Origin of the sequence: Numidum massiliense (genome assembly GCF_001375555.1) — a bacterium.
Taxonomy (GTDB): domain Bacteria; phylum Bacillota; class Bacilli; order Thermoactinomycetales; family Novibacillaceae; genus Numidum; species Numidum massiliense.
On the sequence record NZ_CTDZ01000009.1, the window covers coordinates 1,543,805 to 1,563,272 of the forward strand.

A 19,468-nucleotide genomic window follows, 5' to 3' on the forward strand; every position below is an offset into this window, starting at 1 on the left:
CCGTTCAGATCGAGAGGTGTTTTCTTCCAAACCGTAAGCTTATTCATCAGTCCCTACTTACTGCACCATAGCTAACTCAATCACCGCTTAGTCGCTCGAGTTAATGTTTATCTTTAGCCGGGCGTTAACGACAATTATCCCTTAAGCTGAGCCTGCTCCCGTTCGCCCCAAGCGCGCGTGTCTGCCACGTCTTTTTGCATTTGCGCAATTAACTCTGAGACGTCGTTAAATTTCTTTTCCGGACGTAAATAATGTAAAAAATGAATGCGCAACGTCTGGCCGTACAAATCTTCATCGACATCGAGTAGGTGCACTTCGAGTGAAGGAACCGGCATTTGATCGTCGAAGGTCGGATTGAAACCGATACTCATCGCGCCGTAGCGCGTGCCGCTCAATGTATCGACGCGAACGATGTACACGCCGACGCGCGGCACCGCGTATGAGCCACACAATTGCAAGTTTGCCGTCGGGAAACCGAGTAGTTTCCCTCCCCGTCCCTTGCCGTGCACAACTTCACCGTCGACGGCGTACGGCCGTCCAAGCAAGTCTGCAGCACGCCCCATGTCTCCTTGTTTGAGTAGCTCGCGGATCGTCGTGCTACTCACATGTTGTGCCTTGAGTTGCACCGGTTGTACGATGTCGACCTCGTATCGCCCTTGGCCTAAGTGAATTAAATCTTCCGTCGTCCCGCTCGCCTTGTGCCCGAAGGCGTAATTGTAGCCGACGACAATCCCCTTCACTTGCAACGGAATGAGAAAGCGTTCCACGAAATCGCGCGGCGCGAGCTGAGCTAGCTGCTGGTCGAAGTGTACGACGTACGCGATATCGAGACCGCACTGTTCGAATTGCCGTAGTTTTTCTGCGAGCGGTGTTAAATATTCTCCATCCGTCTTTCTCCCTAAAACTTCGCGCGGATGCGGATCGAATGTCATCGCCGCCGACGATACGTGTAACTTTGCGGAAAGCTGCATCGCCCGCCCGAGTACTTCGCGGTGTCCGACGTGCACGCCGTCAAACGTACCGATCGCCAAAACGGCGGCGGAATAAGTGATATTCTGATCTAACGGATAACGTAAATGGATAACTTGCATCAGCTGTCACCTATTTTCTGCAAATACTTTAACGGCTTTCGCCTGCTTGCCCGTCGCGTCCGTTAAGTATAGGGCGCGAAAAGTATCCCCGACGTAAATGCGCACGAGTGTCCCGGGCGAGACAGCCTCCGGCTTTGTCTCGCTCCCGCTGGTCAGTTGCAGCGGCATACCGTTAGCGACGCGACGCGCGTCGCTCGCAGCAATTGTATAAGCGGGAAAGTGCGCCACGCCTGCCTCGAGTGGAAACAGCCATCGCTCGCCCCACTTCTCGCGCGGTGTCTCTTCCAACTGAGCGAGTGTGACGCACTGCTCAGCGCAAAACGGACCACTTTGCACGCGCACGAGGCGCGACATGTGTGCCGGATAGCCGAGGGCTGCCCCCATGTCGACACAGAGCGTTCGCACGTACGTCCCTTTGGAACACGTGACGGAGAAGTCGACTTCGGGAAAGGCACCTGCACGCATCGCGAGTAGTTCGAGGCGTTCAATCCGCACGGTGCGCGCTTTCCGCTCCACCACTTTACCTTCGCGCGCCAGGTCGTACAAGCGGCGCCCATCCACCTTCACTGCGGAGAACATCGGCGGCGTTTGTGTGATCTCACCCGTAAACTGCCGGAAGACGCGCCGGATGTCCTGTTCGCTAACGTCGCCTACTGCCGCCCGTTCGAGCTCCTGTCCTTCTTGGTCTTGCGTGTCGGTAGCGATCCCGAGCGTCATCGTCCCTTCATACGTTTTTGCTAGTTGTTGCACGTATTCAACGACGCGAGTCGCTTGTCCGAGACAGAGTGGCAATACCCCTTCGACGGCTGGATCCAATGTCCCAGTGTGACCAACTCTTTTTTGCTGAGCCAAGCGGCGGACTTTGGCAACGACGTCGTGGGACGTCACATTGGCCGGTTTCCAGACGGGTAAGATGCCGTTTAACGTCGTCACTCGTTAAGCGCCCTCCTCGTCGCCGCGATCACTCGCGCCTCGACTTCTGGAAGCGTCCCTTCGACGTAACAACCGGCCGCGCGGGCGTGTCCACCGCCCCCGAGCGCTTGCGCGATTTGCGCCACGTCTACTTTATGGCGCGAGCGCATACTCACTTTTACCCCGCGGCTGTCGATTTGTTTAAACAAAATACCGACTTCGACCCCTTCGATGTTGCGGGCGACGTTCACGAGGCTGCCAAGATCTTCGTCTGTCGCGCCTGTGTCTTCTTTCTGCTGTACCGTCACTGACATCCACGCGATCCGTCCGTCCTCGGCGAAGGACAACGCATTTAACGCTTCTTTCGTGACGAGAAGTTGCGCCTGAGACACACTTTCGTATACGTGTTCAGCGATACGGTACGGCACAACCCCGTAAGTAAGTAAATGTGCAGCTAACGCCATTACCGCAGGCGACGTGTTCGCATAGCGAAAGCTGCCTGTGTCGGTCATAACCCCCGTATAAATCGCTTCCGCAAATTCGCGATCCCACGCAAGTTGTAAATACTCAGTGAGGTCATACAAAATTTCCGCGGTAGCCGCCTTTTCGGGAGCCACGGCATTGACGGTCCCAAAGTTGTCATTCGTCGGGTGGTGATCGATGTTTAACATTGGGTATTTCCCGATCACTTCCGTCACCGCGCCAAGCCGCTTCTGATCGGCGCAGTCGACACTGATGACGGCTTCAAAATGTCCGTGCGCCTTTGCCTCCGGCCACGGAACGATCGAATCGACATGTGTTAAAAAACGGTACCTCTTTGGCACAGGGGAGTCATTCGTCAGCACGTACGATTTACCGAGGCGCTGTAAAATGTGCGCCATCGCCAAAGTAGACCCGATCGCATCGCCGTCCGGCTGAATGTGTGCCACGACTAAAAACGAGTCGTAGCTCTGCAAAAAGCGCGCCACTTCCTCCCAAGCGATGGTTTGTTCGTCCCCGGTACGACCTTCCTGGTTCAGTTGCGCGGGAGCGGCGTTCTTACTCGTCTTGCGGCTGTCCATCCGTTTTCACTTCTTTCAGCAACTTTTCGATGCGGTTACCATACTGAATTGATTCATCCACTTTAAACGAGAGTTCAGGTGTGTGCCTTAAGCGAATGCGCTTGCCAATCTCGCTGCGAATAAACCCTTTCGCTTTTTCCAGCGCAGTCAGTGTGTTCTCTTTCGAATCATTGTCCCCTAACACACTAATGTAGATCGCTGCCTGCTGTAAATCTCCGGTGACATCGACTCCCGTAACCGTCACGAAGCCGATGCGCGGGTCTTTTAACTCTTGCCCAATAATTTGTCCTAGCTCTTTCTTGATTTGCTCTCCGACGCGACTAGGGCGAATTTTGCTCACGTCCGTCACCTCCTACCCTAACCACTGCTCGACTGCGACGACTTCTAATTCGTGTGCTGCATCCAACACGTTTAGCGCGTGTTGCAACTGCTGCTCCACGCGCCGCCGTTCGTTGGCGACAGTCGCAATACCGATTGTCGCCAACTGAATCACATCCTGATCCGCCACTTCAGCGATGGCCACGTTGTGCCGCGCGCGCAGGCGCTCGATGACACTTTTTATGACGCGCCGCTTGTCTTTGAGCGAAGTAGCAGCAGGTAGGCGGCATGTACATTCTAGTGTCCCGACGATCATTTTTTCTTCACTTTAGGTGCGACTTCTTCCATAATATACGCTTCGATGACGTCGCCCTCTTTAATGTCGTTAAAGTTTTCGATCGTCACCCCGCACTCGTACCCTTGGGCAACTTCTTTCACGTCGTCCTTAAATCGTTTCAGCGTATCGACAGCACCTTCGTGCACGATGACGCCGTCACGCAACAAGCGCAGTTTTGCGTCGCGCGTAATTTTTCCGTTCGTCACGTAGCAACCGGCAATCGTCCCGATACTCGATACTTTAAACGTTTGCCGCACTTCCACTTGCCCGATCGTCGCTTCGCGGTATTCGGGGTCGAGTAGTCCCGTCATCGCTTGTTCGATCTCTTCGATGGCATCGTAAATGACGCGGTAGAGGCGAATATCTACTTTCTCCGCTTCGGCCATCACGCGCGCATTCGGTTCAGGACGGACGTTAAAGCCAATAATGATGGCGTTGGAAGCAGAAGCTAAAATGACGTCCGACTCCGTTACCGCACCAGCGGCGGCGTGGATGATTTTCACCTTGACGCCTTCGATGTCAATTTTTTCGAGGGAACCTTTCACTGCCTCGACTGAACCGTGGACATCACCTTTAATAATGACGGGCAATTCGCGAATGTCGCCTTCTTGAATTTGTTTGAACAAGTCGTCGAGTGTGACGCGGCTACTCTCACCTAAGTCGGCTTGGCGCTGTTTAATCGCCCGCGCTTCGGCAATCGCGCGCGCTTTCCTCTCGTCAGGAAATACCATAAAGGCATCGCCCGCACTTGGCACGTCGCCTAACCCTAACACGGAGACCGGGGTAGACGGGGTCGCTTTTTTCACGCGGCGTCCGCGGTCGTTGATCATCGCCCGCACTTTCCCGAACACGTTACCGGCAACTAACGCGTCGCCGACGGATAACGTCCCGTGTTGGACGAGCATTGTCGCCACCGGACCGCGCCCTTTATCGAGCTCGGCCTCGATGATCGTGCCGCGCGCCCGTTTGTTTGGGTTACTCTGCAACTCTTGCATTTCGGCCACGAGCAAGACCATCTCTAGTAAGTCGTCGATCCCTTCCCCTTTCAAGGCGGAAATCGGCGCAAAAATAGTGTCGCCGCCCCATTCTTCCGGCACCAGTTCGTATTCCGTCAACTCTTGTTTAATGCGATCCGGGTTGGCCGTCGGTTTATCCATTTTGTTCACTGCGACAATAATCGGCACTTGCGCCGCTTTCGCGTGGTTGATCGCCTCAACCGTCTGCGGCATGACGCCGTCGTCGGCAGCGACGACGAGGATCGTCACGTCTGTCACGCGTGCCCCGCGTGCGCGCATCGTCGTAAAGGCCGCGTGTCCCGGTGTGTCGAGGAACGTAATCGGCTTGTCGTTTACCGTCACTTGGTAAGCACCGATATGTTGCGTAATCCCGCCTGATTCGCCCGCGGTCACCTTCGAACTGCGAATGGAGTCGAGTAGTGTCGTTTTCCCGTGGTCGACGTGACCCATGATCGTGACGACTGGCGGCCGTTCGCGTAAGTCCTTCGGATCGTCCACTTCTTCGATCTCTTCGAACGCTTCCTCGTTAATGACGATTTTCTCTTCGACGTCGACTCCGTAGTCGCTCGCTAAGAGCGTAATCGTGTCGAGGTCTAATTCTTGATTAATCGTCGCCATGACGCCGAGACCGATCAGTTTCTTAATCAGTTCCGACGGTTCGCGGTGCAACATTTTCGCTAGCTCGCTAACAGTTGCACTGCCCTCGATCTCGACTTTTTCCGGCAACGGCTTCGGTGCCGGCTTAACTTGCGGCGCTGCTTGCCTTCTTCCATTCCGCTTACCGCCCCGCTGTTGTTGGTTGCGCGATTTTTGATTGCGCCGCCCTTGTGACTTGTTGTTATTTTTATTACCTGGCTTAAATTTATTGCCTTGGGTTGTTTTGTTTGTCGACGTGCCTTTCGGAGCGTTCGTCCGCTGTGCCGAGTCTGCACGCGTTCGTCCATCGCCTGTACGTCCATTTCCCTTCGACGCATGCGTACGCGCATCCCCCCGCGCACTTGTACGCTCGCCTTTTGGCGCATTCGCCCCAGCTTGCCGGGCGTGAGCCGGTTTTTTCACATCGCGGGTCGGCTTCCCGCTTTGCGCACGCCCACCAGCGCCGCCCGCACTGTTAGCGTTGTGCGTGTGATTGGCTCCTTGTTGCCGCGGTTTTCCGCGATGCGTCCGCCGTTCTTTCTGTTTGCGTTCCTCTGCTGCTGTTTTCGTTCCGGCCGCCTCCCCAGTTGTCGCTGCTTGTTTTCGTGCCGCGTTCTCTTTTACATTTTTGAAAAACTGTTCCACTTGTTGAATCATGTTGTCGTCCATGACACTCATATGGTTACTAACTTTTATGTCTAAACGTTTTAAAATCGCCAATATTTCTTTACTGTTCATATTCAATTGCTTCGCGTACTCATAAATCCGCAATTTAGCCAAAAGCGTCACCCCCTGAATACAATTGAGACAGTTTTAACAGTTGCCGCGCAAATCCCACCTCTGTCAATGCAACGACAACGCGTTCGCCTTTGCCGATGGCGCCGCCGAGCTGCCCGCGATCGAGCAACCGCAGCACGGGAACGCAATTCGTCGCTGCTTTATCGGTAATTTTTTTCGCCGTTTGCATGCCGGCGTCGCTGGCGAGAAAGACGAGTCTCGCCTGTCCCCGGCGCATCTTTTGTACGACCTGTTCTTCCCCGCTAACGATGTAACCTGCGCGCATGGCCAACCCGAGCATGTTCGTTAGCTGCTTCATTGCCTCTCGGTCACCGCCGCTAACTCTTGTTGCAACCGTTCGTATATATCATCGGGAACGTCACCTTTAAACGCCCGGTTGAGAGCCTTCTTTTTGCGTGCGCGTTCGAGACAGTCGGCGTCAGGACAAATATAGGCGCCGCGCCCCGATTTTTTACCCGTCGGATCGAGTAAAATCTCGTCTTCCGGTGTGCGTACGACGCGGAGGAGCGATTTTTTTGGTTTCTGTTCTTGACAACCGACACATTGACGAAGCGGTACTTTCCGCTGGCGCATCGCGCGTCCCTCCTTCTCAACTCTGTTCGATAACGACACACTAAAGGATTCCTTTACAAACTATGTGTTACTCCGAGTCGTCACGCGTCGCTTCGTGAACAACGTGGCCGTTGCCCGTCTCGAGTTCCTCACCTTCATTGAGGGAGCCACCGTCGTCAGCTTCCGGTTCATCATTGGCCATTTCGAGCTCATCGGCTTCCGACTGGCTCTTAATGTCGATTTTCCAACCGGTCAGTTTGGCAGCGAGGCGGGCGTTCTGCCCCTCTTTGCCGATGGCGAGCGACAATTGGTAATCGGGTACGACGACTTGGGCCAACTTATTGTCTTCATCGATGTCGACAGAGACGACCTTTGACGGACTAAGTGCATTGGCGACGTAAGCTTGCGGGTCGTCAGACCAGCGGACGATGTCAATTTTTTCACCTTTCAACTCACTGACGACCGTTTGTACGCGCATGCCGCGCGGCCCGACACAAGCGCCTACGGGATCGATGTCGTCTTGTTGTGAGTAAACGGCGATTTTTGAGCGATAGCCTGCCTCCCGCGCGACAGATTTGATTTCGACAATCCCGTCGTATATTTCCGGAACTTCCAACTCGAACAACCGCTTAATGAGGCCGGGGTGGGTGCGTGAGACGAGAATTTGCGGTCCTTTTGTCGTCTTTTCCACCTTAGTAATGTACGCTTTGACGCGGTCGTGCGTTTGGAAGCGCTCCGTCGGCATTTTTTCCGCTAGCGGCATGAGCGCTTCCGTTTTTCCAAGCGAAATGTAGTAATAGCGACTGTCGTGCCGTTGCACCGTCCCCGTGACGATGTCGTCTTCGCGATCGACATACTCTTCGTAAATCATGCTGCGCTCTGCTTCGCGAATGCGCTGTGTGACGACTTGCTTCGCCGTCTGCGCGGCGATTCGCCCAAAGTCGCGCGGCGTCACTTCGATTTCAACGACATCGTCTAAATTGTAGACGGGGCTAATTTCGTTGGCAGCGACGTGCGAGATTTCCAAGCGGGGATCGAGGACATCCTCGACGACCGTTTTCCGTGCGAATACGCGTACCTTTCCCGTTGCCCGGTCAATGTCGACACGCGCATTTTGTGCAGAGTTAAAGTTGCGCTTGTAAGCGGATATTAACGCTTGTTCAATGGCGTCGAGCAAAATATCTTTCCCGATGCCTTTTTCTTTTTCCAATTCGTCAAGCGCATCGATAAACTCTGTGTTCATTGACATCTCCTCCCGTACTGTGCGCTAATAGACGTTATTCCCATTGCCCTAAAAAACGATAGCCAAACGCGCGTTGGCTACTTGGTTTAACGGTACGTTCCACTGCTTGCCACCGCTCGCAATGACGAGTATTTCATCGTCGTAAGCGTGCAGCTTTCCTTCGAACACTTTTTGACCGTCTACAGGGGCGTATGTCGTCACGTGTACGTGCTTACCGACAGCGTGTAAGTAATCCCTCTCGTTTTTAAGCGGTCGCTCCGCCCCTGGGGAAGACACTTCTAAAAAATACGGGCCCTGAATCGGATCTTTTTCGTCGAGTTGTTGACTCAAAGCTTCGCTTACGCGCTCGCAATCGGCGATGTCCACCCCACCTGGTTTATCGACAAAAACGCGCAAAAACCAGTTGCTTCCTTCTTTCTTATATTCGATATCGACGAGTTCTAGTTGTTCCTGTTCGGCGATCGGGGATGCTAATTGTTCCACAATTTCTGTAATTTTTCGACTCAACGTGAGCCCTCCTATTTAATTGTAAAACGGAAAGAGTGGGTTGCCCCACTCTTTCGACGATCGTACCTAACAGTATATCCTGCTACAGTATATCATAAACGTCATGTAGCGGCAAACAGACGAGCGGCACTGACGTGTTTAAAACAGTGACAGCTGGTTTGATTCGGGCATCCCCTCTAGGCAGCCGTGCTGCTGCAACGTTTCGACCACGGTGCGCGACACGCGACTGCGTTTCTGCAAGTCTTCGATCGAGAGAAACTCCCCTTCTTCCCGCGCCTTGACGATGTTCTGAGCCGCTTGCACACCGACGCCAGCTACAGCGGAAAAGGGCGGTAACAGCTCGTCGCCGTCGACGATAAAGCGCCGGGCGTCGGAGCGGTACAGATCGACGTTCGCAAACGACAGGCCGCGCGCCGTCATCTCCCGCGCTAACTCCATCACAGTCATGAGGCTCTTCTCTTTCGGGCTCGCGTCGAGGCCTTTTTTCTCAATCTGCTCGATTTGTCCATGAATCGCCTCATAACCTTTGACGGCTGTGGCGAGGTCGAAATCGTCGGCGCGCACGCTGAAGTACGTCGCGTAAAACTGGATCGGGTAGTACACTTTGAAATAGGCGATGCGTACGGCCATCAGCACGTAAGCTGCGGCGTGCGCCTTCGGGAACATGTATTTAATCTTTAAACACGAATCGATGTACCAGTCGGGGACGCCGTGCGCTTTCATGACGTCGATCCACTCATCTTGTAGTCCGCGCCCTTTGCGCACGCTCTCCATAATTTTAAAGGAAAGGCTCGCCTCTAGTCCTTGATGAATTAAGTAGGTCATAATGTCGTCCCGCGTCGAGATTACTTCCGCTAACACGGCCGTACCGGAGCGCACGAGGTCTTGCGCGTTGTTGAGCCACACGTCCGTACCATGCGACAACCCCGATATTTGCACGAGTTCAGCAAATGTCTTTGGCTTCGTATCTTCTAACATTTGTCGTACAAAGCGCGTGCCGAATTCCGGGATGCCGAGGGTCCCCGTCTTCGAGCCGATTTGTTCCGGGGTCACGCCGAGGCTCTCCGTCGACGCGAACAGCGCCATCACTTTGTCGTCGTTCAGCGGCAGTTGCTTCGGATCGACGTCGGTTAAATCTTGCAGCATGCGGATGACCGTCGGATCATCGTGTCCGAGAATGTCCAGTTTCAGTAAGTTGTCGTGAATGGAGTGAAAGTCGTAATGGGTCGTGCGCCAGCGCGATTCCGTGTCGTCGGCCGGATATTGAATCGGGCAGAAATCGTATATTTCTAGATCGCTCGGCACGACGATAATGCCCCCCGGATGTTGTCCCGTCGTCCGCTTGGCCCCGGTACAGCCGGTTGCGAGGCGACTCACTTCCGCATTGCGCCACGTGTGACCGAACTCTTCCGCGTATTTTTTGACAAAGCCGAAGGCGGTTTTGTCGGCGACGGTCCCGATCGTCCCGGCACGGAAGACGTGGTCTTCCCCGAACAACTCTTTCGTGTAATCGTGGGCGACCGGCTGGTATTCGCCGGAGAAGTTCAGGTCGATATCCGGCACTTTATCCCCTTTAAAGCCGAGAAACGTTTCAAACGGAATGTCTTGTCCTTCACCGATCATCGCCGTCCCGCACTCGGGACACGCCTTCGCAGATAAATCGAAGCCACTGGCGATTTCCCCTTTTGTGAACCATTCCGTATGCTTGCAACTCGGGCAAATGTAGTGCGGCGCGAGCGGGTTGACCTCGGTAATGTTCAGCATCGTCGCCACGAACGACGAACCGACCGAACCGCGACTCCCGACGAGGTAACCGTCGTCTAGCGACTTTTGCACCAGTTTTTGCGAGATCAAGTAGATGACAGCAAAACCGTGTGTAATGATGCTGTTCAACTCTTTTTCTAGCCGCTTCTCGACGATGTCCGGGAGCGGATCCCCGTAAATGTCGCGGGCGCGCGTGTAACTCATGCGGCGAATTTCTTCATCCGCACCTTCGATCGTCGGCGTATACAGTTTATCCGGAATAATTTGAAGCTCGTCGAACTGTTCCGCCAATCGGTTTGGGGCGCCGATGACGACTTCGTAGGCTTCTTCCTCGCCGAGATAGGCGAACGCTTCGAGCATCTCTTCCGTCGTACGCAAATGGGCATCCGGTTTGCGCATATTTTTTAGCGGACTAAATCCGGTAATGCCGTGGATGAGCACGTCGCGATACCGTTTTTCCAGCGGGTCGAGATAGTGCACGTTACCCGTCGCCACGACAGGCTTCCCTAATTTTTTTCCTATACGCACAATCGTCTCGTTCGCCTGACGCAAGACGTCTTCACTCGCGACGAGTTGCTTGTCCACTAAGTGCAAGTTAATGTCGCTCGGCTGAATTTCCAACACGTCGTAAAATTTCGCGACCTCTTCCGCCTCAGCATAACTTTTATTGAGCACTGTTTCAAAAAGTTCTCCTTTTTCGCAACCAGAAAAAACGACGAGTCCTTCCCGGTACTCCTCTAGTTTGCTACGCGGAATGCACGGCACGCGATAGAAAAATTCCGTATGCGACAAGGAGACGAGCTTGTACAAGTTTTTCTTACCCGTCTCGTTTTTGGCGTAAATGTTGCAGTGAAACGGGCGCGAGTTCTTCAAATCTAAGCCGACGAAATCGTTGAACTGATCGAGATTCGCAATATCTTTCGCCTCGGCCTCTTTCAACATGTGAAACAGGATGTGCCCCGTCGCTTCCGAATCGTCGACTGCCCGGTGGTGGTTGTCCAAGGTCACTTTAAAATTGGCAGCTAACGTGTTCAAACGGTGGTTGCGCATCTTCGGGTAAAGAAAGCGCGCCAGCTCTAGCGTATCGAGAACCGGATTTTCCAAGGTCGGCACACCGACCTTCTCGCACGCAGCGTGCAAAAAGCCCATGTCGAAGCGGGCATTGTGCGCCACGAGGACACTGTCGCCGACGAAGGCGGCAAAGTCTCGAACGACGTTTGCGAGTTCCGGTGCATCGTGCACCATGTCGTCGGTAATGTTCGTCAGTTCCTGAATCTTCGGCGGAATCGGGCCGTGTGGGTTGACAAACGATTCGAAGCGGTCGATCACTTCGCCACCGCGCATTTTCACCCCGGCCAATTCAATAATCGTGTGGTGCACAACCGACAGGCCCGTCGTTTCGACGTCGAACACGACGTATTCCGCCTCTTTTAGCGAACGCGATTCCGGGTTCAGCACGATGGGCACCCCGTCGCGCACGACGTTTGCTTCCAGGCCGTACAGCACTTTAATCCCGTGTTTTTTGGCAGCGTTGTACGCTTCCGGAAACGCCTGTACGACGCCGTGGTCGCTAATGCCGATTGCCTGGTGCCCCCACTCGGCGGCGCGTTCGACCAGTTTTGCTGGCGCACACAGGCCATCCATCGCGCTCATCGTCGTGTGCACGTGCCATTCGACGCGTTTCTCAGTCGCTGTATCGATGCGCGCTTCGATCAACGGTTCAATCTGTTCAATGTCGTTCGCGATCATGACGAGCTCGCGCGCAAACGTGTCGTGTTGCACGCTGCCGCGCACTTTCACCCACATCCCGTCTTTCAGTTGCTGTACCATCGCTGTCTCTTCTCTATCGCGCGCAAATAGCTTAATTTGCAGTGAATCGGTATAATCGGTTAAGTTAAACATGAGTAGCGTCCGGCCACTCCTCAGTTCGCGCGTTTCGACGCGAAACACTTCTCCTTGCAAGGCGATGCGCCGCTCTTCCTCGACGATTGTCTGAATCGGCACCGGTTCCTCGCGAATGCCATGGCCGATGACGACTTTCGTTACAACTTGTTCAGACGGACTGTTTTCCGGGGCACTGTCACGTTGCTTCAGCGCTTCTTCGATTAGCTGTTGTTCTTCGTCCCGCTTTTGCGATTCAAACCGCTCCTGTTCGTCTACTGCCATCTCTTGTAACGCCAAATGAACCGTCACGTGCTTACCGGCAATGTGCGAAAAGTAACGCTGCACGAGTTCGTCTATTTTTTTGGCACGCGCGATCTCGACGGCGGAAGGTGCACGAAACAACAGCGTCAGCTCGTCACCGCGTACGCGCCGCTCACTATTTTTTAGTAGATTAGCGGCATATACAGACACTGTATCGATCTGGGTGACGAAATCGCCCCAGTACTCTTCAACTAATGTATGTAGCTCAATCTCACACTCGTAGCAAACGACGATGTCGACAGTGGCTACGTGGCGCAAGCAGTTTTTCACACCCGCAGTGAACTGGCGGTACGTTTTTTGCGGGAGTAGCTGCGGGAAGCGGAAGTGAAACGTCCACGTCTTGCTCTCTTTTTTCACTTCAACTTTCTCAATATAAGCGTGCCGCAGGTCGCGCAGAATTTCCTCAGGGAGGTTTGCCCTCTGTACTAACATGTTAAATCGTTCTTTTTTGTCCTCAAGCACACTCATTAATAATATCCCCCCACGTGTTGCATCTCTACTATTCTAACAAAGCTATCTGCCTTATGCTATGGAATCTCTCGCGGCGCGTACATAACACAAATCGCCGATCTTCCGAGGTGTATCGGAATGATCGGCGCTTTAAAAGTAAAATTGGTACGTTGAAAGGGGTTTAGGGTGGACCCCATTCCTACATTGAGGGGTAGAGAAAACCGATGTGCAGCTACGAAATCAAGCGCATAATGTCATTATACGTGACGACGAGCATCAACATCATTAAAAGCGCAAACCCGATTAAGTGAACCATGCCTTCTTTTTGTGGGTCAATCGGTTTGCCGCGTACCGCTTCAATGCCGACGAACAAGAGGCGGCTACCGTCGAGCGCTGGGACGGGCAGTAAGTTAAAGATCCCTAAATACAAACTTAAAAAGCCTGTCCACTGCAGCGAATTGGCAAAACCCGTCGCCGCAATTTTACCTGTAAAGTTGGCGATACCGACTGGACCAGTTAAATCGTTCAACTGTGCTTGTCCGGTCAACATGATCCGAAAGCCGTCAAAGATCGCCAATGTCATGTTGTACGGGTGGACAAATCCCATCTTAAACGCAGTTACGACGTCCGCCGGTTTGTTCACTTCTTCCGGGATGACCCCGATAATGTACTTCTCGTGCTCCTCTTCGTACTTCGGCGTCACGTTCGTCGTAAACGCCTGCCCGTTACGCTCCAGTTTTAGCGAGATCGCCTCCCCGCCGCGTTCCTGGATAAACGTCGTAAAGTCCGCGCCACTCTCGACTTTTTTATCGTCTACAGCGAGTACGCGGTCTCCTGTTTTTAAGCCGGCCGCCGCCGCGGGGCTATCTTTACTAATTTCGCCGAACTTGACGTAATCCGGTACACCGACGATGGCGAAATAGGCAATAAACAAGATGACAGCTAACACGATGTTAAACAGCGGACCCCCAAACAAGGTAAGGGCACGCGCCCCAACCGATTTCGCTGAAAATTGCCGATCGAGCGGGGCGATTTGCATTGCGCCGCGCTCGGTGACGACAACCGCTTCCCGTGCGACGGCATACCGCGTCTCCCCGCCGTCTTCGTCCGCTAACAACACGTACAGGTCGCGTTCTAGGTCAATGTCCATGACGCGACCCCGTGCCGCATTACCACCTGCGAGCTCCGGGTTTAACAGTATGTGGGTGACCTCGCCGCGTTCATTTTGCCGCAGTGCGACTTCTTTTCCCGTTTTTACATCACTGATTTCCGGATCTTCCCCGGCCATGCGCACATAACCGCCTAACGGCAACACGCGTACCGAATAGAGCGTCTCCCCTTTCTTATGGGAAAACAACTTCGGTCCAAAGCCGATGGCGAATTCGCGCACTAAGATGCCAGCGCGTTTCGCAAAGACGAAGTGGCCCAGTTCGTGAATAATCACGATCGTTCCAAACACGATAATAAACGCGAGCAGTGTTTGCATAGTCGATCACCCTCTCTTTCATTTATACAGAGTCGTTCCAAAACAGGCTGTCTCTACAATCTTATTGTACACGCCTTTTAGGCAAATGTGTTCATCATTATGTCGCGGGCTGCGGCGCGAGCTCTGGCGTCGACTTCTTCTAACGCCTCCAGCTCTTCGACTGGTTGCGGCGTGTGTGCCTCCATCACGCGGGCCACGATTTGCTCAATCCCTAAAAACGGAATGTTCCCTTGTAAAAACTGGTCAACCGCCACTTCGTTCGCCGCGTTCATGACAGCTGGCATCGTACCGCCGGCTTTTCCAGCGTCGTAGGCCATTTTTACACATGGATAGCGCTCGAAGTCAAGCGCTATGAAGTGTAGTGTGCCCATCTGCGCCAGATCCAATCGTTCGCCGTAAGGCGCCGGCAACCGCTCGGGATAAGTGAGCGCATATTGAATCGGAATGCGCATATCGGGTGTACCGAGTTGTGCGATCACAGAACTGTCGACAAACTCGACCATGGAGTGGATGATACTTTCGCGGTGGAGGACGACGTCAATTTGTTCGAAGGGGATATCAAACAGCCAGTACGCCTCTAACACTTCCAACCCTTTGTTCATCATCGTCGCCGAGTCGACAGTCAGTTTTTGCCCCATCGCCCAGTTGGGGTGGGCGAGAGCCTGTTCGACTGTCACGTTATGTAACTCTGAGCGGTCAAAGTCGCGAAACGCGCCACCTGACGCCGTTAAGATGAGGCGGGACACTTGGGCGCGCTTTTCTCCGTTTAGACATTGAAAAATCGCCGAATGTTCGCTGTCGATCGGCACAATCGGTACGCCTTTCTTCCGCGCCGCGCGCATGACGAGCTCGCCGCCGGCGACGAGGGATTCTTTGTTCGCTAGCGCAACCGTTTTGCCAGCGGCAATGGCGGCGAGTGTTGCCCTTAGGCCAATGCTACCGACGACTGCGGCCACCACTGTATCGGCCTCAGCATCTTGGGCCACCGTTTCCAGTCCATCTTTTCCCCACACAACGTCAATCTCCGCAGGAAGAGCTTGCCGCGCCTCTTCCGCCCCCTCCTTCGTGGCGAGGGAGACGAAGCGCGGCCTAAATTTGAGTGCCTGTTCGACGGCTAGGGCGACGTTTTTGCCGGCTGCGAAGGACGACAACTGAAATTTTTCGGGGTGAGCGGCGATCACGTTTAGAGTATTTTTTCCGATTGAACCTGTAGATCCGAGGAGTGCGATTGATTTTGGCATATGCTTTTGTCACCTCATTAACCGATTAATTGAAACAAATACAGGAAAATAAAGCTGTAAATTAAGCTGTCGAACCGATCGAGTACACCCCCGTGCCCCGGCAAAATGCGCCCTGAGTCCTTCACATCGTTCGTTCGCTTCAGCGCTGATTCGATCAAATCGCCCAGTTGACCGAAGACCGAAATGACCGCGGACAAAAAAAGCGTATACGAAAGGGTGTACGGCCCACGGACGATGAGCCAAAACACGGTGCCAACGACCATCGCCGAAGCAATGGCACCGAGTGATCCCGCAATCGTCTTGTTTGGACTAACGACAGGGGCCAGCTTCCGCTTTCCCCACGCTTTTCCGATAAACAAGGCACCACTGTCGCTCGCCCACGTGCTGAACAAAATTAATAAGGTGATCACAAAGCCGTCCGTTAAAAACCGCGTTTGGGCCATAAAAGCGAACCCGATCCCGACGTACAGCGCGCCGGTGAGTAAATAGCCGATCGTATGAAACGTCGCCCGGTTACGACTAAATACTGTCCACAGTAAACCGACGAAAATGAATCCGACAGTTGCGGCAAACGGAGTCACGGCCGGAAGAAGCTTCGGTTTTACCATACTGAATAAAAGCAACCAAAGGTAGACGGTGGCAAGGAGGCTTTCGACGCGCAGGGAGGATATACGCACCATTTCACAAATTTCGCGGAGTGCAATGGTCGCTAGTAAGACGATTGCTGCTAAATATAGATTGCCTCCTACGTATAGGACCGCGAGAAAGCCGGCCCCTCCAATCGCTCCAGTTACAATTCGCTGCCACATTATGCATCACACCAATCTGTTATACAGCTGTCTAAATCGAACCGTACCGCCGCGACCGCTGCTGATATGCTAAAATCGCTTGCCTGAACGACTGCTCGTTAAAATCCGGCCACAAAATATCCGTAAACCACAATTCTGCGTACGCCATTTGCCATAACATGAAATTGCTGAGGCGGATTTCCCCACTCGTGCGAATGAGTAAATCCGGATCGGGGAGCGCGTGACTGAGCAGCTGTTCGCCAACGAGTTGCTCGGTAATATGTTCTCCCTTTAGCTCACCTGTCTCGACTCGCGCGGCAATTTTTTTTACTGCCTGAACTAATTCAGACCGACTGCCGTAGTTGAGGGCGAAATTTAGAATCATGCCGGTATTATGTGCTGTTTCACTTTTAAATTTATGCACCGCGCGTATCGTATGTTCCGGCAGTCCCTCTTCCGACCCCATCGATCGCACCTGTACGTTGCGTTCGATTAACTCGGGAAGTTCGGTCGCTAAAAAATCGACGGGTAATTTCATCAAATAGGACACTTCTTCAGCGGGCCGCTTCCAGTTTTCCGTAGAAAAAGCGTATAACGTTAACACTTCGATTCCTAACTCGTCCGCAACTCGGGTGATTCGCCTGACCGTCTTCATTCCTTCTCGATGTCCCGCGACGCGCGGGAGCCCTCGCTTTTTCGCCCATCTCCCGTTTCCGTCCATAATAATCGCGACGTGACGTGGGATCAGTTCAGGATTGAGTGCAATTTTTTGCCGGCTTTTCTTATTCGGAGACGAGAAAAGTTGTTTCAATTTATGAATCATAAACGTTTTCCTCCGCTATGGTTGCATCTTTTCCCAATCTCTAGTATAAACGATGACTGTCAGTCTAAAAAGTATTAAAAGCCCCCTCGTGTACAGAGGGGGCAAGATTTGCGAGCCTCACCGTCAAACAGTCATCACTTCTTTTTCCTTATCGGCAACTGTTTCGTCAATTTGTTTGACGAATTGGTCGGTAAGCTTCTGAATCTCTTCTTGGTGACGGCGACCCTCGTCTTCCGAAATGTCACCAGCTTTTTCCATTTTTTTCAGTTCATCATTCGCATCGCGGCGAAAACCGCGGATCGACACTTTTGTTTCTTCGCCCGCTTTTTTTATCACTTTAACTAATTCGGCGCGCCGCTCTTCGGTAAGTGCTGGGATGTTGATGCGGATGACGTTTCCGTCGTTGTTCGGCGTCAAACCTAGCTCCGACTTTTGCAACGCTTTTTCGATATTCGCTAGCGCCGACTTGTCCCACGGTTGTATGAGGAGCAGCCGCGCTTCCGGTGCGGACACATTCGCCAGTTGGTTGATTGGCGTCATCGCCCCGTAGTAGTCGACGAACACTTTATCGAGTAACGCCGGTGTCGCACGGCCGGCGCGAAGTGAAGCCAATTCTTTTTTTAACGCTTGTACGGCTTTTGTCATCTGTTCTTTCGCTTCATTTTTTACACTACTTGCCATTTAAACATTCCCCCTTACGACAGTACCGATATCTTCGCCGCATACGACGCGCTTAATGTTATCTCTCGTTGAAATATTGAACACGATGAGTGGAATGTCGTTGTCCATACATAACGATGAGGCCGTTGAATCCATGACGCCCAACCCCTGGTTTAAAACGTCTAAATACGTCAGTGTGTCGTATTTAACGGCATCGGGGTCGAGTGTCGGGTCAGCCGAGTATACCCCGTCGACGTTGTTTTTCGCCATCAAAATGACATTCGCTTCAATTTCTGCCGCACGCAGTGCCGCCGTCGTATCGGTAGAAAAATACGGATTCCCCGTGCCAGCGGCAAAAATGACGACACGACCTTTCTCCAAATGGCGAATCGCGCGGCGCCGAATGTAAGGCTCCGCTACTTGGCGCATTTCGATCGACGTTTGTACACGGGTAGGGACACCTGTTTTTTCCAACGCATCCTGCAAGGCGAGTGAGTTCATTACTGTCGCTAGCATCCCCATGTAGTCAGCCGTCGCCCGGTCCATCCCTCTGGCGCTACCGGCCATGCCGCGCCAAATGTTCCCCCCGCCGACGACGATGGCCACTTCGACTTTCATGTCGACGAGTTCTTTAATCTCCTCGGCAATGGCGGATATGACGGACGGATCAATGCTCGTATCTTGCCGTCCAGCTAAGGCTTCCCCGCTTAATTTAAGAACAATCCGCTCATATTTCGGTAGGCCCATGAAAACGTCCTCCACTCTATAATACTTATTCACTGTTTAGTTACCCATTCCTGCTACTTAACTCACATAAACTTCGCGCTTATGCGAATATATGAATAAATTAGGCCTTACTGGTCAATTTTTCTTGCACAAAGGGGACACACCGTGTCCCCTTTACATTTAAGAGCCTTTAACTTGAGCCATCACTTCATCGGCGAAGCTTTCTTCCTTCTTTTCGATCCCTTCGCCAAGTTCAAAGCGGACAAAGCGTCGAATGGAAATATTTTCGCCAATTTTAGCAATTTTTTCCTTTACTAACTGCTCGACTGTTTTGTCACTATCCTTCACAAACGGTTGTTCCAAGAGACAAATATCTTTAAAGTATTTATCTAAGCGGCCTTCGATCATTTTGTCGACGATGTGCGCTGGTTTCCCTTCTTCCAACGCTTGTTCCCGCAAGAAGGCACGCTCCTTGTCTACGACGTCTGCCGGCACTTCCTCACGGCGAACGTACGACGGGTTCGTTGCGGCAATGTGCATCGCCACGTCGCGTACAAACGCCTTAAAGTCGTCCGTCTTCGCGACAAAGTCCGTTTCACAGTTAACCTCGAGTAATACGCCGATTTTCCCGCCCGCGTGTATGTATGACTCGACTAAACCTTCTGCAGCGACGCGTCCAGCTTTTTTATCTGCAGCGGCGAGACCTTTTTTACGCAAAATCTCACTCGCTTTGTCCATGTTCCCGTCAGCTTCTTGTAGTGCCCGCTTGCAGTCCATCATGCCAGCACCCGTTTTTTCTCGCAATTCTTTGACCTGTGCTGCCGAAATTGCCATGTCACAACCTCCTCAGTACG

At 53.0% G+C, this 19,468-nt stretch carries 18 protein-coding genes; all 18 read right to left on the reverse strand.

What is annotated here, in order from left to right; all coding sequences use genetic code 11:
• Positions 1-134: 134 nt before the first annotated feature.
• A complete protein-coding gene (locus BN1247_RS07720; protein ID WP_054949863.1) occupies positions 135-1,091 on the reverse strand; it encodes a bifunctional riboflavin kinase/FAD synthetase in 957 nt (318 codons plus the stop codon).
• A gap of 6 nt (positions 1,092-1,097) precedes the next feature.
• On the reverse strand, positions 1,098-2,024 hold the full coding sequence (gene truB / locus BN1247_RS07725) for a tRNA pseudouridine(55) synthase TruB (protein ID WP_054949864.1): 927 nt from the start codon (positions 2,022-2,024) through the stop codon (positions 1,098-1,100).
• Positions 2,021-3,064: a DHH family phosphoesterase gene (locus tag BN1247_RS07730; RefSeq protein ID WP_082415846.1), complete on the reverse strand. Its 1,044-nt coding sequence runs from the start codon at positions 3,062-3,064 to the stop codon at positions 2,021-2,023. Before BN1247_RS07730 ends, truB begins: the two co-directional genes overlap by 4 nt.
• Complete coding sequence (rbfA, locus tag BN1247_RS07735; protein ID WP_054949865.1) at positions 3,042-3,404, reverse strand: 30S ribosome-binding factor RbfA; 363 nt, start codon at positions 3,402-3,404, stop codon at positions 3,042-3,044. Before rbfA ends, BN1247_RS07730 begins: the two co-directional genes overlap by 23 nt.
• Positions 3,405-3,416: 12 nt before the next feature.
• Positions 3,417-3,698: a DUF503 domain-containing protein gene (locus BN1247_RS07740; RefSeq protein ID WP_054949866.1), complete on the reverse strand. Its 282-nt coding sequence runs from the start codon at positions 3,696-3,698 to the stop codon at positions 3,417-3,419.
• The gene (infB, locus tag BN1247_RS07745) at positions 3,695-6,109 is read right to left on the reverse strand and encodes a translation initiation factor IF-2 (RefSeq protein WP_054951560.1); all 2,415 of its coding nucleotides are present in this window, start codon (positions 6,107-6,109) and stop codon (positions 3,695-3,697) included. The genes BN1247_RS07740 and infB overlap by 4 nt, the downstream gene beginning before the upstream one ends.
• A 34-nt stretch (positions 6,110-6,143) precedes the next feature.
• Positions 6,144-6,467: a L7Ae/L30e/S12e/Gadd45 family ribosomal protein gene (locus tag BN1247_RS07750; protein WP_054949867.1), complete on the reverse strand. Its 324-nt coding sequence runs from the start codon at positions 6,465-6,467 to the stop codon at positions 6,144-6,146.
• On the reverse strand, positions 6,464-6,742 hold the full coding sequence (rnpM, locus tag BN1247_RS07755; protein ID WP_054949868.1) for an RNase P modulator RnpM: 279 nt from the start codon (positions 6,740-6,742) through the stop codon (positions 6,464-6,466). Before rnpM ends, BN1247_RS07750 begins: the two co-directional genes overlap by 4 nt.
• A 67-nt stretch (positions 6,743-6,809) precedes the next feature.
• The gene (gene nusA / locus BN1247_RS07760; protein WP_054949869.1) at positions 6,810-7,964 is read right to left on the reverse strand and encodes a transcription termination factor NusA; all 1,155 of its coding nucleotides are present in this window, start codon (positions 7,962-7,964) and stop codon (positions 6,810-6,812) included.
• A gap of 48 nt (positions 7,965-8,012) precedes the next feature.
• Complete coding sequence (rimP, locus tag BN1247_RS07765; RefSeq protein WP_054949870.1) at positions 8,013-8,471, reverse strand: ribosome maturation factor RimP; 459 nt, start codon at positions 8,469-8,471, stop codon at positions 8,013-8,015.
• A gap of 138 nt (positions 8,472-8,609) precedes the next feature.
• Positions 8,610-12,908, reverse strand: a complete 4,299-nt coding sequence (locus BN1247_RS07770) for a PolC-type DNA polymerase III (protein WP_054949871.1) — start codon at positions 12,906-12,908, stop codon at positions 8,610-8,612.
• Positions 12,909-13,122: 214 nt separating this feature from the next.
• Positions 13,123-14,376 carry an RIP metalloprotease RseP gene (rseP, locus tag BN1247_RS07775; protein WP_054949872.1) on the reverse strand — a complete coding sequence of 418 codons (1,254 nt, stop codon included), beginning with the start codon at positions 14,374-14,376 and terminating at the stop codon, positions 13,123-13,125.
• Between the two features lie 77 nt (positions 14,377-14,453).
• Entirely contained in the window at positions 14,454-15,617 is a 1,164-nt protein-coding gene (locus BN1247_RS07780) for a 1-deoxy-D-xylulose-5-phosphate reductoisomerase (RefSeq protein ID WP_054949873.1), read from the reverse strand.
• Positions 15,618-15,634: 17 nt separating this feature from the next.
• Positions 15,635-16,426 carry a phosphatidate cytidylyltransferase gene (locus tag BN1247_RS07785; RefSeq protein WP_054949874.1) on the reverse strand — a complete coding sequence of 264 codons (792 nt, stop codon included), beginning with the start codon at positions 16,424-16,426 and terminating at the stop codon, positions 15,635-15,637.
• A gap of 31 nt (positions 16,427-16,457) precedes the next feature.
• On the reverse strand, positions 16,458-17,228 hold the full coding sequence (locus tag BN1247_RS07790; RefSeq protein ID WP_054949875.1) for an isoprenyl transferase: 771 nt from the start codon (positions 17,226-17,228) through the stop codon (positions 16,458-16,460).
• Positions 17,229-17,351: 123 nt separating this feature from the next.
• Complete coding sequence (gene frr / locus BN1247_RS07795) at positions 17,352-17,909, reverse strand: ribosome recycling factor (protein ID WP_054949876.1); 558 nt, start codon at positions 17,907-17,909, stop codon at positions 17,352-17,354.
• Positions 17,910-18,635 (reverse strand): UMP kinase, encoded by a 726-nt coding sequence (gene pyrH / locus BN1247_RS07800; RefSeq protein ID WP_054949877.1) that lies wholly within the window; start codon positions 18,633-18,635, stop codon positions 17,910-17,912.
• A 159-nt stretch (positions 18,636-18,794) separates the two neighbouring features.
• Positions 18,795-19,448, reverse strand: a complete 654-nt coding sequence (tsf, locus tag BN1247_RS07805) for a translation elongation factor Ts (RefSeq protein ID WP_054949878.1) — start codon at positions 19,446-19,448, stop codon at positions 18,795-18,797.
• Positions 19,449-19,468: the final 20 nt, after the last annotated feature.

Coding starts and splice junctions, on each gene's coding strand:
- BN1247_RS07720 (WP_054949863.1), bottom strand. CDS start 1,091: ATGCAAGTTATCCATTTACGTTATCCGTTAGATCAGAATATCACTTAT.
- BN1247_RS07740 (WP_054949866.1), bottom strand. CDS start 3,698: ATGATCGTCGGGACACTAGAATGTACATGCCGCCTACCTGCTGCTACT.
- frr (WP_054949876.1), bottom strand. CDS start 17,909: ATGGCAAGTAGTGTAAAAAATGAAGCGAAAGAACAGATGACAAAAGCC.
- tsf (WP_054949878.1), bottom strand. CDS start 19,448: ATGGCAATTTCGGCAGCACAGGTCAAAGAATTGCGAGAAAAAACGGGT.
- BN1247_RS07790 (WP_054949875.1), bottom strand. CDS start 17,228: ATGATTCATAAATTGAAACAACTTTTCTCGTCTCCGAATAAGAAAAGC.
- BN1247_RS07750 (WP_054949867.1), bottom strand. CDS start 6,467: ATGAAGCAGCTAACGAACATGCTCGGGTTGGCCATGCGCGCAGGTTAC.
- pyrH (WP_054949877.1), bottom strand. CDS start 18,635: ATGGGCCTACCGAAATATGAGCGGATTGTTCTTAAATTAAGCGGGGAA.
- rnpM (WP_054949868.1), bottom strand. CDS start 6,742: ATGCGCCAGCGGAAAGTACCGCTTCGTCAATGTGTCGGTTGTCAAGAA.
- rseP (WP_054949872.1), bottom strand. CDS start 14,376: ATGCAAACACTGCTCGCGTTTATTATCGTGTTTGGAACGATCGTGATT.
- BN1247_RS07770 (WP_054949871.1), bottom strand. CDS start 12,908: ATGAGTGTGCTTGAGGACAAAAAAGAACGATTTAACATGTTAGTACAG.
- nusA (WP_054949869.1), bottom strand. CDS start 7,964: ATGAACACAGAGTTTATCGATGCGCTTGACGAATTGGAAAAAGAAAAA.
- BN1247_RS07785 (WP_054949874.1), bottom strand. CDS start 16,426: ATGTGGCAGCGAATTGTAACTGGAGCGATTGGAGGGGCCGGCTTTCTC.
- BN1247_RS07780 (WP_054949873.1), bottom strand. CDS start 15,617: ATGCCAAAATCAATCGCACTCCTCGGATCTACAGGTTCAATCGGAAAA.
- infB (WP_054951560.1), bottom strand. CDS start 6,109: ATGAACAGTAAAGAAATATTGGCGATTTTAAAACGTTTAGACATAAAA.
- BN1247_RS07730 (WP_082415846.1), bottom strand. CDS start 3,064: ATGGACAGCCGCAAGACGAGTAAGAACGCCGCTCCCGCGCAACTGAAC.